The organism is Pedococcus ginsenosidimutans, assembly GCF_039544395.1.
Lineage (GTDB): Bacteria > Actinomycetota > Actinomycetes > Actinomycetales > Dermatophilaceae > Pedococcus > Pedococcus ginsenosidimutans.
Genome location: NZ_BAABLO010000004.1, coordinates 637,792 through 655,095 on the forward strand (window position 1 = coordinate 637,792; position 17,304 = coordinate 655,095).

The following is a 17,304-nucleotide window of genomic DNA, read 5'->3' on the forward strand; positions in this document are numbered from 1 at the left end:
TCAGACCACTTCCACGGTGACGCCGGCCGAACGCAGGTCGGCGACGGCATCCTCGGGAGCGCTGGTGTCGGTGACGACCAGGTCGATGCGGGAGGGAGGGCAGATGCGGGCGAACGCCCTGCGGCCGAGCTTGGCACCGGAGGCGACCACGACGACCCGCTGGGCACGCTCGACCATGAGCGCGTTGATGCCCGCCTCCCCCTCGTGGTGGCACATCGCCCCGGCCGAGCCGGAGACCGCGTCCACGCCGAGGAACACGGTGTCGAGCCAGAGCTCACCGAGCACCATCGCCGCGAGCGGGCCGGACAGCTCGTAGGACTCGGTCCGGGCCACGCCACCGAGCGAGACGCAGCGCACGAAGGGGCGCAGCACCATCTCGGTGGCGATGTTGAGCGCGTTGGTCACCACGGTGATCGCCGGGCGTCGCGAGGAGCTGGCGAGGTCGGCACGCGCCGCGAGGCGCCGCGCGACCGCACTGGTCGTGGTGCCGCCGTTGAACCCCACCACCGACCCCTCGACCGCGAGGTCCGCCGCGTACGCCGCGATGCGGTCCTTGGCCGTGTCGGTGCCGGCCTGCTTGTAGCGGGCGGGCAGGTCGTAGGCGACCGCGGACGCGACGATCCCGCCGTGCGTCCTGGTGACGAGCTGCTGCGCCGCGAGGTCGGTGAAGTCGCGCCTCACCGTGGCCTCGGAGACCCCCAGCGCCTCGACGACCTCGCCCACGCTCAGCCGGCCGTTCTCGGCGAGGAGCCCCAGCAGGGCACTCCACCTGGCGCCGCGGTCCTGCGGCCTCGAGCTCGGGGCGCTCACTTGACCGACCCGGCCGTCAGGCCTCCCACGAGGTGCTTCTCGATGATGGCGAAGAGGATGACGACCGGCACGATCGCGATGATCGAGGCGCCGAACAGCTGGTCCCAGTTCTGCTCGTAGCCGGTGACGTAGGAGTTGATGCCGACGGTGAGCGGCTTCTTGTTGTCGTCGAGCATGAGAGTCAGGGCGACGACGTACTCGTTCCAGGCCGCGATGAAGGTGAAGATCGTCGCCGTCACGAGGCCGGGCAGCGTCAGCGGCAGCATGATCCGCCGCAGCCGCGTCACCGGGCCGCACCCGTCGAGCTCCGCCGCCTCCTCGACCTCCTTGGGGATCGAGGCGAAGAACCCGTGCAGGATCCACACCGCGAAGGCCAGGTTGAACGCCGCGTTGGTGAGGATCAGCGCGAGGTAGGTGTTGACGAGGTTGAGCGAGAAGAACTCCCGGTAGATGCCGACGACCAGCGAGGTCGGCGAGAACATCTGCGTGATCAGCACCAGGAAGAGGAACGCGATGCGCCCGCGGAAGCGGAAGCGCGCGGTGAAGTAGGCGGCCGGCACGGCGACCAGGACCACGATGACGGTGGAGGCCACGGCGACGATGACCGAGGTCGTCAGCCAGGCCCGGAACCGCTCGTCGCCGACGACCTCGCCGAACGTCGTCCACTTCCACACCCGAGGGAGCAGTGACGGGGGCGTCGTGACCACGTCGCCGCTCGGGCGGAACGCGTCGAGCAGCATGACGAGGTAGGGCCAGAGGAAGGCGAGCGCCACGCCGAGCCCGATGACGGGCAGGGCCGCGGGGCGGATCCTGCGCCAGCCGGTGGTTCCGTTCACGACTCCTCCTCACGCCACCGCGAGACCCGCAGGTAGGCGACGACGGCCACCAGGATGAGCAGCACGTTGAACAGGCCCGCGGCCGCCGACTGGCCGACGTCCTTCTCGGCGCTCTTGAACGCCAGCTTGTACATGAACGTGATCGTCGTGTCGTGGCCGAACCCCGGGTTGGACTCGTTGAGCGTGTAGATGATCGGGAAGCTGTTGAACACGTAGATCATGTTGAGCACCGTCGCCACGAGCACGGCCGGCCGCAGCAGCGGCAACGTGATCAGCCGCCACACCTTCCACGGCGAGGCACCGTCGATGCGTGCCGCCTCGTACACGTCGCTGGGGATGGCGTGCAGCCCGGCGACGAAGACGTACGCCGTGAAGGGGATCGAGACGAAGACCCCCACTGCGACCATCGACGGCATGATCCACCGGTCGTCGCCGAGGAAGTCGATGGGCGTGTCGACGACGTGGAGCTTCAGCAGGACCGCGTTGAGGGTGCCGTAGTAATAGCTGTAGATGAGGCTGAACAGCCGTGCGGTGATCACCAGGGACGCCGCCCACGGCACGATCACCGCCCAGCGGACCACGCGCCGGCCCCAGAAGTCCTTGGTGAGGAACTGCGCCAGCCCGAGGCTGACGAGGATCGTCAGGACGACCACCGCCACCACCCACACCAGGGTGTTGGTCAGGACGGTGCCGAGCGAGTCGTTCGCCAGGACGGCGCGGAAGTTCGCCAGCCCGGCGTCGCCCTTGCGCAGCCCCGTGATGGAGTAGCGCGAGAGCGACGCCTTGACCAGCTCCACGGCCGGGTAGACGACCACTCCGCCGATGAGGAGGAGCGCGGGTCCCAGCCACAGCAGCGCGACGGGACCCGACGCCTCACCTCGTCTCTTCATGGTCAGCTGCCGGCCTCGGCGGACTTCTGCAGCTTGTCGAGCACGGCCTTCGGGTCGCCCGTGACGGCGGTGCCGAGGTTCTGCTGCACGGCCAGCTTGACCTTGTCCCACGTGGGGTCGTCGGTCGGCGTGAGGTGCGCGTTGGGCAGCGTCTCGAGGTAGGTCGCGAGCTTGGTGTCGGACTTGAACTCCTCGATGCCGGACTTGGTCACCGGCAGGAAGCCCTCGGCCTTGATGAACGAGTTGACCTGGTCCTTCTGGTAGTACAGGTCGTAGAAGGCCTTGACCGCGTCCTGGTTGCCCTTCTTCTTGAAGGCCATGAGGTAGTCGGTCACGCCGAAGGTCTGCGGCTCACCGCCGTCGGCCTTGGTCGGCATCGGCGCGACGCCGTAGTCGACCTTCTTGGCCGCGTCGAGCGTGGCGGCCAGGGGCGAGAACCCGACGACCATCCCGACCTTGCCGGAGGCGAACAGGTCGAACGCGTCCTGCCGGTTGGTCTTGCCGGGGTTGTTCTGCGTGAGCTTCTTGGTGGCCAGGGACTTGAGGAACGTGAGCGTCTCGACGTTCTCCGGGGAGTTGATCGTCCACTTCCCGTCCTTCTTCCAGTCCCCACCGTTGTTGAACATCCAGATCGAGAACTCGCCCTGCGACTCCTCGGGCCCGAGCGGGAGGCCGTAGCCGATGCTGCCGTCGCCGAGACCGGCGATCTTGGTGGCGTCCTGCTCGAACTCGGCCCACGTCTTCGGCGGCGCCGCGATGCCGGCCTTCTTGAAGAGCGCCTTGTTGTAGAACATGGCCCGGGCCGAGCTCAGGTCCGGCATCCCGTACATCTTGCCCTGGTAGGTGCCGGACTTGACGAAGGCGTCGAGCAGGTCGGACTTCACCGAGCTGGAGAGCACGTCGTCGGCGCTGTAGAGCAGGCCGTCCTTGGCGTAGCTGGCGTAGGCGTTGAGGTTGAGGATGTCCGGCGGGTTGTTGTTCTGGACCATCGTCGAGCTCTGCTGGTCGATGTCGTCCCAGCTGACGATCTGCACCTCGAGGGTGTTGCCGGTCTTCGCCTTGTAGTCGGAGGCGAACTTGTCCCAGAACGCCTTGGTGTGGTCCTTGGAGTACTCCGCGGCGACCAGCTTGATGGTGGTGGCCTTCTTCGCGGAGCCGTCCCCGCCCCCTGCCGACCCGGCCCCGGTGCCGCCGGAGCAGGCTGCCAGGGCGAGTCCTGCGCCGAGGGCGAGCACGCCCCAGCGCAGCGCCGCTGTGTGTCCTGAAGTCGTGGTGCGCACGTCGCTCCTCGTGTTCGTCGGTGGCTGCTTCGACAGCCGACGATTCGATTGATCGTTTCCTGTCGTTTGAAGCACGCTTCGCTCAGGTTCGCCGAAGCATGAGGGAAACCATGGCCTCGCACCGAGCCCCTCGTCAAGCACTTGCGGGCCACATTCGCGATCGATCTGGCGCCCAGCCGTCACAAAGCAGCGCAAACCCGGCACGTCTTGACTGATCGAATCTGAGTGAGGAACACTTCAGCCACTCTAATCCGCTCATAGATAGGGCCCCGATGTCTGCCTACACCAGCCATGCGTCCGCCGAGATCACCACCCAGCCGGCCGACTGGGCCGCGGTGCTGGGTCGCGTGGAGGAGGCCGTCGCAGTCATCCCCCGCCCCGGGGACCACGTCGCCGTCGTGGGGTGCGGCACCTCCTACTACATGGCCCAGGCCTACGCGGTGCTGCGCGAACAGGGGGGCCATGGCGTGACCGAGGCCCACGCCGCCAGCGAGTTCCCGTCGGGACGGACCTTCGACCACGTCGTCGCCATCTCGCGCTCGGGCACCACGACCGAGGTCATCGAGCTCCTCACCGCGCTGCGCGAGCAGGGGGTGCGCACGACCACCGTCGTGGCCACGGCCGGCACCCCCTTGACCGAGCTCGGCACCGACTGCCTGCTGCTCAGCGAGGTCGACGAGCAGTCGGTCGTCCAGACCCGCTTCGCCACGACCACCCTGTTCCTCCTGCGTGCCACGCTCGGCGAGGACCTCGCCCAGGTGGTCAGCGACGCCGAGGCCGTCCTGGCCGAGGACGAGGACACCGCCCTGGCCGGGGTCGCTGACGCCGAACAGCTCACCTTCGTCGGTCGTGGCTGGACCGTGGGGCTCGCCCAGGAGGCGGCGCTCAAGCTGCGCGAGTCCGCGCAGTTCTGGACCGAGGCCTACCCGGCCATGGAGTACCGCCACGGCCCGATCAGCATCACGACGGCGGGCCGGGCCACGTGGGCGTTCGGCGAGGTCCCCGCCGGGCTCGCCGAGGACGTCCTGGCCACCGGTGGCCACTTCGAGCACCGGGACATCGACCCCCTCGCCGACCTGCTGCGGGTCCACCGCCTGTGCCTGCTCAAGGCGCGACGCGCCGGGGTGGACCCGGATCGACCGCGACACCTGACCCGGTCCATCATCCTGTCGTGACCTCCGCGCCCCACCACGCCGACCGCCTGCTCCTGACCGGACGGGTCGTGACCCCCGACGGGGTGGTCGACGACGGCGTGGTGGCTGTCGAGGGCGGCCGCGTCGTCCACGCGGGTCCCCGACCCGGCACGGCTCACGGGCTCGGCGAGGGCTGGGCGGGGGTGACACCCCCGCCGTGGTGGCGCGAGGGGCTCACGCTGCTGCCGGGCCTCGTCGACGTGCACTGCCACGGCGGCGCGGGTGGCGAGTTCGGGTCGGGGGCGCCGGAGTCCGCCGGAGCTGCGGAGCACCACCACCGCCACGGCACCACGTCGGTCGTCGCCTCCCTCGTGTCCGCCCCGCCCGACACGCTGCGCGCCGGAGTGAGGACCCTCGCTCCCTTGGTCGGGTCCGGCCTGCTCGCCGGAATCCACCTCGAGGGCCCGTTCCTGTCGACGGTGCGCTGCGGCGCCCAGGACCCTGCTGCCCTGACCGACGTGGACCTCGCGCTCGTCGAGGAGCTCTGTTCGCGCGCGGGCGGCGGCCTGCGCCACATGACGTTCGCCCCCGAGCGCGACCCCCGTGGCGAGCTGCCGTCGGCCCTCGCGGCCCACGGCGTGGTCGGGTCACTGGGCCACACCGACGCCGACCACGACACCTGCGCCGCCGCCCTCGCCGCGGTCGCAGGGCACGGCGTGGCGGGCAGGCGGGCGCTGGTCACGCACCTGTTCAACGGGATGCCGCCGCTGCACCACCGGGCTCCCGGCCCCGTCGGCGCCGCCCTCGGCGCAGCCGTGCGCGGCGGCGCCGTCGTCGAGCTCATCGCCGACGGCGTGCACCTCGCGGGCGCCACCGTCCGGCTGGTCTTCGACACCGCGGGCCCGGGGGCCATCGCCCTCGTGAGCGACGCCATGTCGGCCAGCGGGCTGCCCGAAGGAGCGCACACCCTCGGCGGGCGTTCGGTCACGGTGACCGGGCGGGAGGCACGGCTCACCGACGGTGGCTCGCTCGCCGGCGGGGTCTCGACGCTGCTCGAACAGGTCCGGTGGTGCGTGCAGGACCTCGGCATCGACCTCGCCGATGCCGTCGCCTCGGCCTCGACCACCCCCGCGCGCGCCCTCGGCCTTGCCGGCGTCGGCGTGCTGGCGCCGGGGGCGCACGCCGACGTGGTGGTCGTGGACGAGTCGCTGCAGCTCGAGCGTGTCCTGCGCCGGGGCGCCTGGCTCTGACGCCGTACGGCGCCTCTCCTCCCCCTCCCTCTCCCCTCCCGAGGGGTCCGGGTACGGCAGTGGGCCCCTGCCTCGCGGCAGGGGCCCACTGGTCACGCGTGGTGGTGGGTGCTCAGCGCACGACCACCGACAGGGCCGCTGACGTGGAGGACAGGTAGACGGTGGAACCGCCGTACACCGCCTTCAGCGAGTGCGTGCCCTTGGCCAGGACGGGGGCCTTGAAAGTGGCCTTGCCGCCCGTGACCGTGGCCGTACCCAGCGTCTTGGTGCCGTCCATGAACGTCACCGTGCCCGTGGCGAGCGACGGGGCGACCGTGGCGGTCAGCGTCGGGCGGAAGCCGTAGCTGAAGTCGCGGTCGTCTGCCGCCAGCGTGGTGGTGGTCGTCGCCTTGACCCGGACCACCTGCGAGCGCAGGCCGTCGGTGTTGAGGTGGTGGACCAGCATCAGGCCGATCGGCTTGTCCGTGGCGTAGGCCGCGTCGTTGCGACGGATCCGGAGCGACTGCCCCGGAAGGTCGGTGTTGAGCAGCGTGCCGAAGTCGCCCCAGGCCGACAGGGCGGGCGAACCCACGCTGATGGTCATGGGCGCCGAGGACGAGCCGATCGAGTCGACCGAGCCGGCCTCCGCCGTGGAGGACTCCACCCAGTACTTGAGCTTGGTGGAAGCGTCCTTGACGAGCCCGGCCTCGGTGAGGACACCGAGCGACACCGGCAGCACCAGCGAGTCGCTGTTGAAGACGTTGGTGTCGAAGGAGCCGTCGATGCCGTTGAGGAGCTGGTCATCCAGCACCTTGCCGTACGTCGGCGAGCTCTTGCGCAGGTCGACCAGCTCCGAGAGGAAGTAGTCGTAGTCGTCCGTCGTCGACACGCGGGTGTTGTAGACGGCTGCGTCGGGCCCGGCGTTGGTGGCGTCGGTCTCGAGCAGGACGTCGAACTCGGTGTACGAGGCCGGCGTGCGCCACGGACCCCAGCTGTTGACGGCGAACGTCAGCGTGCTGTCGTCCAGGTTGCCCGCCAGGTTGTAGTCCGAGCCGGCACCCACGTAACGAAGGTCCGCGGAGCGGTCGTCGTTGAACGCGATGCAGTTGGTGACGAGCGTGCTGCTGCAGCTCGGCATCTTCGAGCTCATGCCCTGCAGCTGGACCGCCGAGACGGAGGACTGGTAGCCGCCGGGCGCGTACCCGTTGGCACCACCCTGGTCGACACCCGTGCCGGTGAGGGCGAGGTTGCCCCACTTGACCGAGCCGGTGCCGCCGGTGACGGTGGCGTTGCCCGAGGACGACATGACCGAGGCCGGACGCGGAGCCGACCACACCGGGACGCGCAGGGCGCCACCGGTCGTGGCACCCACCGGCGTGAGGACCATGCGGCCGCTCGCGTCGGTGCGGAAGCTGCGCTGCAGCTGCAGGTCCAGGGGGTCGGCCGAGGTGGTCGGGTCCTGGACGGCGAGCAGCTTGGCCTTGGTGATCGTGGCCGTGACCTTGACGTCAGCCGAGGCGCCCGCCGCGAGGTTGAGCTGGCTCGGGCTGAACGAGTAGGTGACGCCCGGCGTGGTGTGCGCCGCCTTGTAGGAGATCGTGTAGGCCGCGGACCCGGTGGGCCGCTTGTTGACGACCTTGACCGTCTTGGTCAGCGTGGTCGTCGGGGCGGTGACCGCCACGGGACCGAAGGAGACGCTGACCGCACCCGGGGTGTCCTTGCTGTAGGCGAGGGTCGAGGTGCCGACAGCGTTGTCCACCTTGACGCGGCCGGAGCCGACGCGCTCGGGGCCGTAGACGGCACCGGTGTGGTTCTCACCGACGAAGACGTCCTGGGTCGCCGTGTTCATGATGGCGGCCTTGACCTCCTCGACGCTCCAGTTGGAGTGCGCGCCACGCACGAGCGCGGCCTCGCCGGCCACGTGCGGGGAGGCCATCGAGGTGCCGCTCTCGGCGATGCCCTCGTTGCCCGTGCCGACCGCCACCGAGAAGGTGGTGACACCCGGAGCAGCGACGTCGGGCTTGATGTTGTTCGTCACGCCGATGCCGCGCGAGGAGAAGCCCGCGAGCTGGTCGATGGCGCCCTTGTTGACGATCGAGACCGAGTTGCGCAGGTCGTTGGTCATGGTGACCTTGACGGGCGTGCCGGCGTCGAGCTGGCTCTTGATGGCCTCGGTGCCCTGGTTGACCAGGAGCATCGCCGGGATGACGTCGGAGCCGGTCACGCCGGCCGAGAACGAGTTGACGTCGCTGCCGAAGATGACGCCGGCGGCGCCACCCGTGGCGGCGTTGCCGGAACGCCCTGCCGAACCACAGCGACGGCCGGTGCCGTCGAGCCACATGGTCATGACGATCTTGCCTGCCACCTTGGTGGCGTCGCCCGGGGAGAGCGGCGAGCAGGCGTCGGTGTTGTTGGTGGCCGACGGCGGCTGGGTCCAGTCACCGAGCGTGACCACGTTGGTGTTGGTCAGGCCGGGCTCGTTGGCCCAGTCGTACGCCACGGACTTCAGGGCGGCGAAGATGTCGTCCTGCTTGCCGTCGACGGTGTCGGCCGGCTCGATGCCGGTCGGGCTGTCGACCTTGAGGCCGTCGACGACGTCGTTGCCGTCGTCGGAGGCGGCCACGGCCAGCACGCGCGTGGCGTTGCCCGGGGCGCCGCCGACCTCGTAGACGTCGCCGCTGTTGCCCATGGAGGCGACGACGACGGTGCCGAGGGCAGCGAGGTTGTTGCTGGCGACGGAGTCGGGGTCGTCGGGCGAGCCGTAGCTGGAGCCGAGCGACATGTTGACGACGTCGAGGCGGTCGGACAGGTCACCGTCACCGTTGGGGTCGGCAGCCCAGTCGAGGGCCTCCCCCACGATGCTGGTGTCGCCGTCGCAGCCGAAGACCTTGAGCGCGTAGAGGCTCGCACCCGGCGCGACACCCGGGCCGATGCTCAGCGAGGCGGGGTCGATGTCCGAGGAGTACCCGCCGGTGTAGGTCGAGCCGTCCTTGTTGACGCCCAGGCCGGCCGTGGTGCCCGAGACGTGGGAGCCGTGGCCCTCGCAGTCGATGGGGTTCGGGTCGGGGACGGGGGTGCCGACACCCTCGCTGGGGTTGTAGGCGTCGCCGGCGAAGTCGTAGCCGCCGACGACCTTCGGGGTGGGCGTGAACGTGTTGCTCGCCGAGGCGGCCGCGAAGGCCGCCTTGGTGCCGGGGCCGCCGAAGTCGGCGTGGGTGTAGTCGATGCCGGTGTCGATGACACCGACGCGCACGCCCTTGCCGGTCTCGCCGCGGCCCTTCCAGACCTCGGGGGCGCCGATGAGCGGCACGGACGAGGAGTTGGAGGCCTGCTTCGGCGTGATCCGGTGGACCGCCTTGACGCCCGGGAGGGCGGCGAGGGCCTGGACCTTGCTGGCGTCCGTGCGGACCGCCACACCGGAGTACAGCGCGTGCGCGCGGTACAGGGTGCGGGCCTTGGTCGCGGAGTCGCTGAAGTGCGACTCGACCGTGGCCTGCGCGCGCTTGATCGCTGCCGTCTGGTTGCGCGAGGCCGTCTTGGCGGCCGTCGTCCCACGGGCCCGGGCCTGCCCGAACGCCGCGGAGGCGGGGGCGGCGTCGAGCTCGATCATGACGTCGACCTGGCCCTTGGCGCCCACGAGCGAGCGGTCGACCTTCTCGGCACCGCTGCGCTGGGTGCCCAGCAGGTAGGAGCCGGCACTCTTCAGTCCCTTGGGGACGTCCACATTCGAGCCGCGGTGCTTGACCGGGCTCGGGTTCACGCTGGCGGAGGCACTCGAGGTTCCGAGCGCGGCGGCCGCCACGACCGACAGGGCACTGACACCGACCGCGGCTACATAGCCGCGGTGGCGCCGCCCCAGATGATGCATCGACACGGGGTCTCCTTCGTCGCGCGGCCACACAACCATTCGCCCCCCACTTGGGCCGGGCGCGTGGAGGACACCCGCCCCCACTGATTCACCGCGCGCGGGGCGAACATAGGCGACGAAACGGCCCCGTGGGTGGATATCCACGAAACACGCACCAAGACTTGACGCACGCACCACCCGCCGCACCGGCGACCTGCATCCGCGACGCCCGACGGACGCTCGGGACGGGGTGCCGGCAGCCTGTGGGGGACGTGTTCCGCGCCCCGGTCAGGCCGGGACCGGGCGTCCCTCGCCGAGCCCCCGTGAGCGCCGGACGACCTGGACGAGCTCGCCCATGATGCCGTTGAGCCCGAAGTCCTTCGGCGTGAACACCGCGGCCACCCCGAGCTCGCGCAAAGCCTTCGCGTCGGAGTCGGGGATGATGCCGCCGACGATGACCGGGACGTCCGCCGCGCCCGCGTCCCTCAGCCCGTCGAGGACCTCCGGGACCAGCTCCATGTGCGAACCCGACAGGATCGAGATGCCGACCAGGTGCACGTCCTCGGCCACTGCTGCGGCGACGATCTGCTCCGGCGTCAGCCGGATCCCCTGGTAGACCACCTCGAACCCTGCGTCACGGGCACGCACGGCCACCTGCTCGGCGCCGTTGCTGTGGCCGTCGAGACCGGGCTTGGCCACGAGGATGCGCAGCCGCTCGCCCAGCTCCTCGCCGGTGCGGCGCACCAGCTCGCGCACCTCCCGCAGCTCGTCGGTGCCGCCGTCTCCCACGCCGACCGACCCCGACACCCCGGTGGGGGCGCGGTACTCGCCGAACACCTCCCGCAGCGCCTGCGCCCACTCCCCCGTCGTGACCCCCGCACGGGCGGCCTCGAGGGAGGCCTCCATCAGCGGGGCCCCGGACCGCGCTGCCTCCGTGAGGGCCGCCAGGGCGTCCGCTGCCCGCTCGCGCGACGTCTCGTCGGCGTCCCGGGCCTCGCGCCAGGCGCGCACCGCGTCGACGGCCCGGGCCTCCACGTCGTGGTCGACCGTCTGGATGGCCGTGTCGAGGTCGGCAGTGAGGGGGTTGGGCTCGGTGGTCTGGAAGCGGTTGACGCCCACGACGACGTCCTCGCCGGACTCGATCCGCCGCCGCCGCTGGGAGTGGGAGGCCACCAGCGCCGACTTCAGGTAGCCGGACTCGACCGCCGCGACGGCCCCGCCGAGCTCCTGCACCCTGTCGATCTCGGCCCTGGCCCCGGCCACGAGCTCGGCCACCTTCGCCTCGACGACCGGCGACCCGGAGAACAGGTCGTCGTACTCGAGCAGGTCCGACTCGAACGCCAGCACCTGCTGCATGCGCAGCGACCACTGCTGGTCCCACGGACGGGGCAGGCCCAGTGCCTCGTTCCAGGCCGGCAGCTGCACGGCTCGGGCGCGCGCGTCCTTGCTCAGCGTCACGGCGAGCATCTCCAGGACGATGCGCTGCACGTTGTTCTCGGGCTGCGCCTCGGTGAGGCCCAGGGAGTTGACCTGCACGCCGTACCGGAACCGGCGTTGCTTGGGGTCCTGCACGCCGTACCGGTCGCGGGTGACCTCGTCCCAGAGCTGGACGAAGGCGCGCATCTTGCACATCTCCTCGACGAACCGGACCCCTGCGTTGACGAAGAAGGAGATCCGCGCGACGACGTCGCCGAACCGCTCCTGCGGCACCTGCCCCGAGTCGCGTACGGCGTCGAGGACCGCGATGGCCGTCGACATGGCGTAGGCGATCTCCTGGACCGGCGTGGCCCCGGCCTCCTGCAGGTGGTAGCTGCAGATGTTCGTCGGGTTCCACTTGGGCATCTCGGCGACGGTGTAGGCCACCATGTCGGTGATGAGCCGCAGTGACGGCTGGGGCGCGAACACGTAGGTCCCGCGCGACAGGTACTCCTTGATGATGTCGTTCTGGGTGGTGCCCGCGAGCGCCCGCACCGCCTCGGCCGGGTCACGTCCCTCCGCGGCCGCCTGCTCCTCGGCCACCACCTGGTAGAGCGAGAGCAGCCACATCGCCGTGGCGTTGATGGTCATCGAGGTGTTCATCCGGTCCAGCGGGATCTGGTCGAACAGCGCCCGCATGTCCCCGACGTGCGACACGGGCACCCCGACCTTGCCCACCTCTCCGCGGGCGAGGGGGTGGTCCGGGTCGTACCCCGTCTGGGTGGGCAGGTCGAAGGCGACGGACAGTCCGGTCTGGCCCTTGTCGAGGTTGCGCCGGTACAGCGCGTTGCTCGCCGCCGCGCTCGAGTGCCCCGCGTAGGTGCGCATCACCCACGGTCGGTCACGCTCGGGGCGCGCCGGTGCGGCGGGTGCGTCGGGGGCGGGCGACGGCGCGGCGACAGGCTCGGCAGGCTCGGACATGGGCCGAACGTACCGGCGGGCCGAAGGCCTGCGGGAGGAGCTCAGGCGGTGACAGCCGCCACAGTGTCGGCCTCGGCCGACTCGCGCAGCACGAGGGCCCGGTCGAGGCGTGACGCACGCAACAGGCGTCCCGTGCGCTCGGTCATGTCGATGACGGCCAGCCGGCGCCCGGCGCGACGGGCCCGCGTGTAGGCCTCCACGATGACCCCCAGGCCGGTGGCGTCACCGATCTCGGCGTCGGCCAGGCGCATGAGGACGTCGCCGCAGCCGGTGTCGATGATCTCGTGCAGGAGCAGCCGCACGTCGGGGACGGAGTGCACGTCGATGCGTCCGGTGATGGCGACCTCCTGCCCCGTGTGCAGGGCGCGGACCGCGACGGGGAGTACCCCGATGGAGCTGACCGACATGCGAACCCCCTTGTCCGTGGAGACATTCACTCACAAGGACGCCGTCGACGGGGGTACGAGTTGTGTCGAGCCTGATCAAGATCTGGTAAAGGTCCCGGCCGCCCGGCGGCTGTTTCGCTATGGCACCCGGGACGAACCGGTCGTCGCCGGGCGTCTCGCTCAGAGGAAGGGCGCCTCGTCGGGCTCGCGGGTGACGTCCGCCCCGAGCCCCTGCATGCTCTCGGCGAAGCCGGCGTAGCCGCGGTCGATGTGCTGGGCCCCGCTCACGGTCGTGACCCCCTCGGCCACGAGGCCGGCGATCACCAGGGCGGCACCGGCGCGGATGTCACTCGCCTCGACCGGCGCGCCCGAGAGCCGCTCCACGCCGTGCACCATGACGTGGTGCCCGTCGATCCGGGTCTCCGCGCCGAGCCGGTTGAGCTCCTGGACGGTGCGGAACCGCGCCTCGAAGAGGTTCTCGGTGATCATCGCCGACCCGTCCGCGACGGCGTTGCAGGTCAGGGCGAAGGGCTGCAGGTCGGTCGGGAAGCCGGGGTACGGCAGGGTCGCGACGTCGAAGGCCCGCGGGCGACGGCCACCGGAGTCGACGCGGAAGCCGCGGTCGGTGTCGGTGACGGTCGCCCCGCTGGCCTCGACGAGCTCGAGGGCGGCCACGAGGTGGGCGCTGTTGGCGCCGACGACCTCGACGTCGCCCCGGGTCGCGGAGGCGGCGAACGCCCAGGTGCCGGCGGCGATGCGGTCGGGCACGACGGCGTGCTCGGTCGGTGAGAGCCGGTCGACGCCCTCCACCTCGATGACGGAGGTTCCTGCCCCGGAGATGCGGGCGCCCATGGACCTGAGCATGTCGGCGATGTCGGCGATCTCGGGCTCGCGCGCGGCGTTCTCGAGCCGGGTGGTCCCCCGGGCCAGGACGGCCGCGGTGAGCACGTTCTCGGTGGCGCCCACGCTGGGGAAGTCGAGGCGGATCTCCGCACCGTGGAGGCCGTTCGGCGCCTCGGCGACGAGGAAGCCGTGGGTGACGTGCACCTGGGCCCCGAGCGCCTCGAGCCCGGCGGCGTGCAGGTCGAGCCCGCGCGAGCCGATGGCGTCTCCCCCGGGCACGGCCACGTCGGCGGACCCGGTGCGGGCCACCAGCGGCCCGAGGACCGCGGTGGACGCACGCAGCGCCCGCACGAGGTCGTAGTCGGCCCGGTGCCCGATCTGCTCGGGCACCGTGATCTCCACGACCCCCGCCGGGGCGTCGTAGTCGACGGTGCACCCGAGCCTGCGCAGCAGCTCGGCCATGATGGTCACGTCGAGGATGGCGGGGACGTTGGTCAGGCGCGTGCGCCCCACCGCGAGCAGCGCGGCCGCCATGAGTTTGAGGGCACTGTTCTTGGCACCCCACACGGCGACCTCGCCGCGCAGCGCGGTGCCTCCGACGACCCTGAATCTCTCAGCCACCGACCCACCCTATCCGCGCGGCGCCGACCCATCTGACAGGCTGCTGCCATGGTCAACCTGACGCGCATCTACACCCGCACCGGCGACGACGGGCAGACCCACCTCGGGGACATGAGCCGCACGAGCAAGACCGACGTGCGGCTGCTCGCCTACGCCGACACCAACGAGGCCAATGCCGCCATCGGGGTGGCCCTGGCGGCCGGGGAGCTGCCCGACGACATCCGCGCCACGCTCCTGCGCGTGCAGAACGACCTCTTCGACGTCGGCGCGGACCTCTGCACCCCCCTGCAGCCCACCTACGAGTACCCGCCGCTGCGGGTGGAGCAGGCCTGGGTCGACGAGCTCGAGGCCGACTGCGACGCCTACCTGCAGCGCGTCGAGAAGCTCCGCTCGTTCATCCTGCCCGGCGGCACGGTGGGCTCGGCCCACCTGCACGTGGCGACGACGGTGGTGCGCCGTGCGGAGCGGGCCGCGTGGGCCGCCATCGCGGCATACGGCGACCAGCCCGGGACGGGCACCAAGGGCGAGGGCGGGGTCAACCCGCTCACCGCCACCTACCTCAACCGCCTGTCGGACCTGCTCTTCGTGCTCGCCCGCGTCGCGAACCTGCCGATCGGCGGGGACGTGCTGTGGCAGCCCGGCGGCGGCCGCGCCCAGGCACCCGGTCAGGAGAAGTGATCCCGGTCAGGCGACGTTGACGTTGAAGCCGGGCGGCGAGCTCTCCAGCCAGCTCCGCATGGCCGTGTAGGCCGCGGGCGCGAGGGCGATCCGGAACTCGTCGCCGTCGTAGCGGCACGCCACGGTGACCGCCTCGGGCAGCCCGGCAATGGCCTCCTGCGAGGTCTGCGGTGGGCCGAGCTCGAGCCGTGGCCGCTCCCACGTCCGCACCGGTCGCGGCGAGGGGCCGATGAGCGTGTACCACTCCAGGGTGCCGCCGGAGAACCGCAGCAGCCCCAGGCGGTAGGAGGAGCGGTCCTGGGCCCGCAGGGCGCACAGCATCAACGGGGCCCCGGACGACAGGAGGCGCCGGCGTACGAAGATGTACGCCAGCGCCAGGACTGCGAGCAGGGCGAGCGCCCCCACGATGATCTCGACGAACATCACGGGCGCCATGCTCACCCCTTTCCGGCTAGGCCGGGATCTGCGAGGCGTCGACCGCCTCGGCGACGATGATGACCTTGTCGCGGTCGACGGACAGGAACCCTCCGTCGATGCGGGCGGAGGCGTCGCTGCCGGCGGTCCGGATGCGGACGTCGCCCTCGACGAGGATGCCGAGCAGCGGGGTGTGGCCGGGCAGGATGCCCAGCTCGCCGTCCACGGTCCGGGCCAGGACCATGTCGGCCTCGCCCTCCCAGACCTTGCGGTCGGCGGCGACGAGTTCAACCTGCAGGGTGCTCACGGTGTCCTCCACGGGAATGCGTACTGCTCGAGTCTAGCCACCGTCGTGGGGAGCCCCTCGACGGGTGGTGAGCCGTGGGGCCAGCCAGAGCGGCTGGCCCCACGACCTACGGGTGCTGCTGCGACGCGCAGGCGTCGCCGTGCGTCGGACGCGTCGGCGTCAGAGGTTCTTCTCGATCTCGGCGGCCTGGCGCTCGACGTCGTCGAGGCCACCGCACATGAAGAACGCCTGCTCCGGCACGTGGTCGTAGTCGCCGTCGGCGATCTTGGTGAACGCCTCGATGGTGTCGGACAGCGGGACCGTCGAACCCTCGATGCCGGTGAACTGCTTGGCGACGTAGGTGTTCTGGGACAGGAAGCGCTGGATGCGACGGGCGCGGTTGACGAGGATCTTGTCCTCTTCGGAGAGCTCGTCGATGCCGAGGATGGCGATGATGTCCTGCAGCTCCTTGTTGCGCTGGAGGATCTGCTTGACGCGCACCGCGGTGGTGTAGTGGTCCTCGGCGATGTAACGACGGTCGAGGATGCGCGAGGTCGACGTGAGCGGGTCCACGGCGGGGTAGATACCCAGCGAGGCGATCTCACGGGACAGCTCGGTCGTCGCGTCGAGGTGGGCGAACGTCGTGGCCGGGGCCGGGTCGGTGTAGTCGTCGGCCGGCACGTAGATCGCCTGCATCGAGGTGATCGAGTGACCGCGCGTCGAGGTGATGCGCTCCTGGAGGGTGCCCATCTCGTCGGCGAGGGTGGGCTGGTAGCCCACGGCGGACGGCATGCGGCCGAGGAGGGTCGAGACCTCGGAACCGGCCTGGGTGAAGCGGAAGATGTTGTCGATGAAGAGCAGCACGTCCTGGTTCTGGACGTCGCGGAAGTACTCCGCCATGGTCAGCGCCGACAGCGCCACGCGAAGACGCGTGCCCGGCGGCTCGTCCATCTGGCCGAACACGAGGGCGGTCTGGCCGAGGACGCCGGCCTCCTCCATCTCGACCATGAGGTCGTTGCCCTCGCGGGTGCGCTCACCGACACCGGCGAACACCGACACACCACCGTGATCGCGGGCCACACGGGCGATCATCTCCTGGATGAGCACCGTCTTGCCCACGCCGGCGCCGCCGAACAGGCCGATCTTGCCACCCTGGACGTAGGGGGTCAGCAGGTCGATGACCTTGATGCCGGTCTCGAACATCTGGGTCTTGGACTCGAGCTGGTCGAAGGCCGGGGCCTTGCGGTGGATGCCCCAGCGCTCTTTGACCTCGAACGTCTCGCCCTCGGCGAGGTTCATGACGTCACCGGTGGTGTTGAACACCTTGCCGAGGGTCTGGTCGCCGACGGGCACGGTGATCGGGCCGCCGGTGTCCTGCACCTGGGTGCCGCGGACGAGGCCGTCGGTGGGCTGCAGCGAGATGGCGCGCACCATGTTGTCGCCGATGTGCTGGGCGACCTCGAGGTTGAGGTTCTTCTTCTCCCCCGAGAGCTCGACCGTGGTGGTGAGCAGGTTGTACTGCTCGGGCATGGCGTCGGCGGGGAACTCCACGTCGACGACCGGGCCGATGATGCGGGAGATGCGGCCGATGCCACCGGGGGTGGCGGCCTGGGTCTCTTCAGTGACAGTGGCAGTCATTGGTTTCTCTCTACCT

At 70.7% G+C, this 17,304-nt stretch carries 14 protein-coding genes; 3 read left to right on the top strand and 11 right to left on the bottom strand.

Features of this window, described 5'->3' with window-relative positions; translation table 11 throughout:
• From ABEA42_RS07795 to ABEA42_RS07810, 4 genes are read right to left on the bottom strand one after another with little or no spacing between them, the layout of a single operon-like run.
• Positions 1-810, bottom strand: a complete 810-nt coding sequence (locus tag ABEA42_RS07795) for a DeoR/GlpR family DNA-binding transcription regulator (RefSeq protein WP_345502308.1) — start codon at positions 808-810, stop codon at positions 1-3.
• Positions 807-1,646: a carbohydrate ABC transporter permease gene (locus tag ABEA42_RS07800; RefSeq protein ID WP_345502309.1), complete on the bottom strand. Its 840-nt coding sequence runs from the start codon at positions 1,644-1,646 to the stop codon at positions 807-809. The genes ABEA42_RS07795 and ABEA42_RS07800 overlap by 4 nt, the downstream gene beginning before the upstream one ends.
• Positions 1,643-2,536 carry a carbohydrate ABC transporter permease gene (locus tag ABEA42_RS07805; protein WP_345502311.1) on the bottom strand — a complete coding sequence of 298 codons (894 nt, stop codon included), beginning with the start codon at positions 2,534-2,536 and terminating at the stop codon, positions 1,643-1,645. The genes ABEA42_RS07800 and ABEA42_RS07805 overlap by 4 nt, the downstream gene beginning before the upstream one ends.
• Before the next feature lie 2 nt (positions 2,537-2,538).
• Positions 2,539-3,816: an extracellular solute-binding protein gene (locus tag ABEA42_RS07810; RefSeq protein WP_345502313.1), complete on the bottom strand. Its 1,278-nt coding sequence runs from the start codon at positions 3,814-3,816 to the stop codon at positions 2,539-2,541.
• Positions 3,817-4,088: 272 nt separating this feature from the next.
• On the opposite strand from ABEA42_RS07810, the gene ABEA42_RS07815 reads away from it, so the two are divergent.
• Positions 4,089-4,991 (top strand): SIS domain-containing protein, encoded by a 903-nt coding sequence (locus tag ABEA42_RS07815; RefSeq protein WP_345502315.1) that lies wholly within the window; start codon positions 4,089-4,091, stop codon positions 4,989-4,991.
• The gene (locus tag ABEA42_RS07820) at positions 4,988-6,199 is read left to right on the top strand and encodes an N-acetylglucosamine-6-phosphate deacetylase (RefSeq protein ID WP_345502316.1); all 1,212 of its coding nucleotides are present in this window, start codon (positions 4,988-4,990) and stop codon (positions 6,197-6,199) included. The genes ABEA42_RS07815 and ABEA42_RS07820 overlap by 4 nt, the downstream gene beginning before the upstream one ends.
• Positions 6,200-6,311: 112 nt before the next feature.
• Here the strand turns inward: ABEA42_RS07820 and ABEA42_RS07825 are convergent, their stop codons facing one another.
• The 4 genes from ABEA42_RS07825 to murA form a co-directional block, all read right to left on the bottom strand.
• Positions 6,312-10,046, bottom strand: a complete 3,735-nt coding sequence (locus tag ABEA42_RS07825) for a S8 family serine peptidase (RefSeq protein WP_345502615.1) — start codon at positions 10,044-10,046, stop codon at positions 6,312-6,314.
• A 267-nt stretch (positions 10,047-10,313) separates the two neighbouring features.
• Complete coding sequence (locus ABEA42_RS07830) at positions 10,314-12,329, bottom strand: protein meaA (protein ID WP_345502616.1); 2,016 nt, start codon at positions 12,327-12,329, stop codon at positions 10,314-10,316.
• A 134-nt stretch (positions 12,330-12,463) separates the two neighbouring features.
• Positions 12,464-12,829 carry an STAS domain-containing protein gene (locus tag ABEA42_RS07835; RefSeq protein WP_345502317.1) on the bottom strand — a complete coding sequence of 122 codons (366 nt, stop codon included), beginning with the start codon at positions 12,827-12,829 and terminating at the stop codon, positions 12,464-12,466.
• A gap of 159 nt (positions 12,830-12,988) precedes the next feature.
• Positions 12,989-14,272, bottom strand: coding sequence for a UDP-N-acetylglucosamine 1-carboxyvinyltransferase (murA, locus tag ABEA42_RS07840; RefSeq protein ID WP_345502319.1), 1,284 nt, complete (start codon positions 14,270-14,272; stop codon positions 12,989-12,991).
• A 48-nt stretch (positions 14,273-14,320) separates the two neighbouring features.
• Between murA and ABEA42_RS07845 the strand changes: the two genes are divergently transcribed.
• The gene (locus ABEA42_RS07845; RefSeq protein ID WP_345502321.1) at positions 14,321-14,950 is read left to right on the top strand and encodes a cob(I)yrinic acid a,c-diamide adenosyltransferase; all 630 of its coding nucleotides are present in this window, start codon (positions 14,321-14,323) and stop codon (positions 14,948-14,950) included.
• Between the two features lie 6 nt (positions 14,951-14,956).
• Here the strand turns inward: ABEA42_RS07845 and ABEA42_RS07850 are convergent, their stop codons facing one another.
• The 3 genes from ABEA42_RS07850 to atpD form a co-directional block, all read right to left on the bottom strand.
• Positions 14,957-15,385, bottom strand: coding sequence for a DUF2550 domain-containing protein (locus ABEA42_RS07850; RefSeq protein ID WP_345502322.1), 429 nt, complete (start codon positions 15,383-15,385; stop codon positions 14,957-14,959).
• Positions 15,386-15,401: 16 nt separating this feature from the next.
• On the bottom strand, positions 15,402-15,671 hold the full coding sequence (locus ABEA42_RS07855; RefSeq protein WP_345502324.1) for a F0F1 ATP synthase subunit epsilon: 270 nt from the start codon (positions 15,669-15,671) through the stop codon (positions 15,402-15,404).
• A gap of 159 nt (positions 15,672-15,830) precedes the next feature.
• A complete protein-coding gene (gene atpD / locus ABEA42_RS07860) occupies positions 15,831-17,288 on the bottom strand; it encodes a F0F1 ATP synthase subunit beta (protein ID WP_345502325.1) in 1,458 nt (485 codons plus the stop codon).
• Between the last annotated feature and the right edge of the window lie 16 nt (positions 17,289-17,304).

Coding starts and splice junctions, on each gene's coding strand:
- ABEA42_RS07805 (WP_345502311.1), bottom strand. CDS start 2,536: ATGAAGAGACGAGGTGAGGCGTCGGGTCCCGTCGCGCTGCTGTGGCTG.
- ABEA42_RS07815 (WP_345502315.1), top strand. CDS start 4,089: ATGTCTGCCTACACCAGCCATGCGTCCGCCGAGATCACCACCCAGCCG.
- ABEA42_RS07825 (WP_345502615.1), bottom strand. CDS start 10,046: ATGCATCATCTGGGGCGGCGCCACCGCGGCTATGTAGCCGCGGTCGGT.
- ABEA42_RS07830 (WP_345502616.1), bottom strand. CDS start 12,329: ATGCGCACCTACGCGGGGCACTCGAGCGCGGCGGCGAGCAACGCGCTG.
- ABEA42_RS07835 (WP_345502317.1), bottom strand. CDS start 12,829: ATGTCGGTCAGCTCCATCGGGGTACTCCCCGTCGCGGTCCGCGCCCTG.
- ABEA42_RS07845 (WP_345502321.1), top strand. CDS start 14,321: ATGGTCAACCTGACGCGCATCTACACCCGCACCGGCGACGACGGGCAG.
- ABEA42_RS07850 (WP_345502322.1), bottom strand. CDS start 15,385: ATGGCGCCCGTGATGTTCGTCGAGATCATCGTGGGGGCGCTCGCCCTG.
- atpD (WP_345502325.1), bottom strand. CDS start 17,288: ATGACTGCCACTGTCACTGAAGAGACCCAGGCCGCCACCCCCGGTGGC.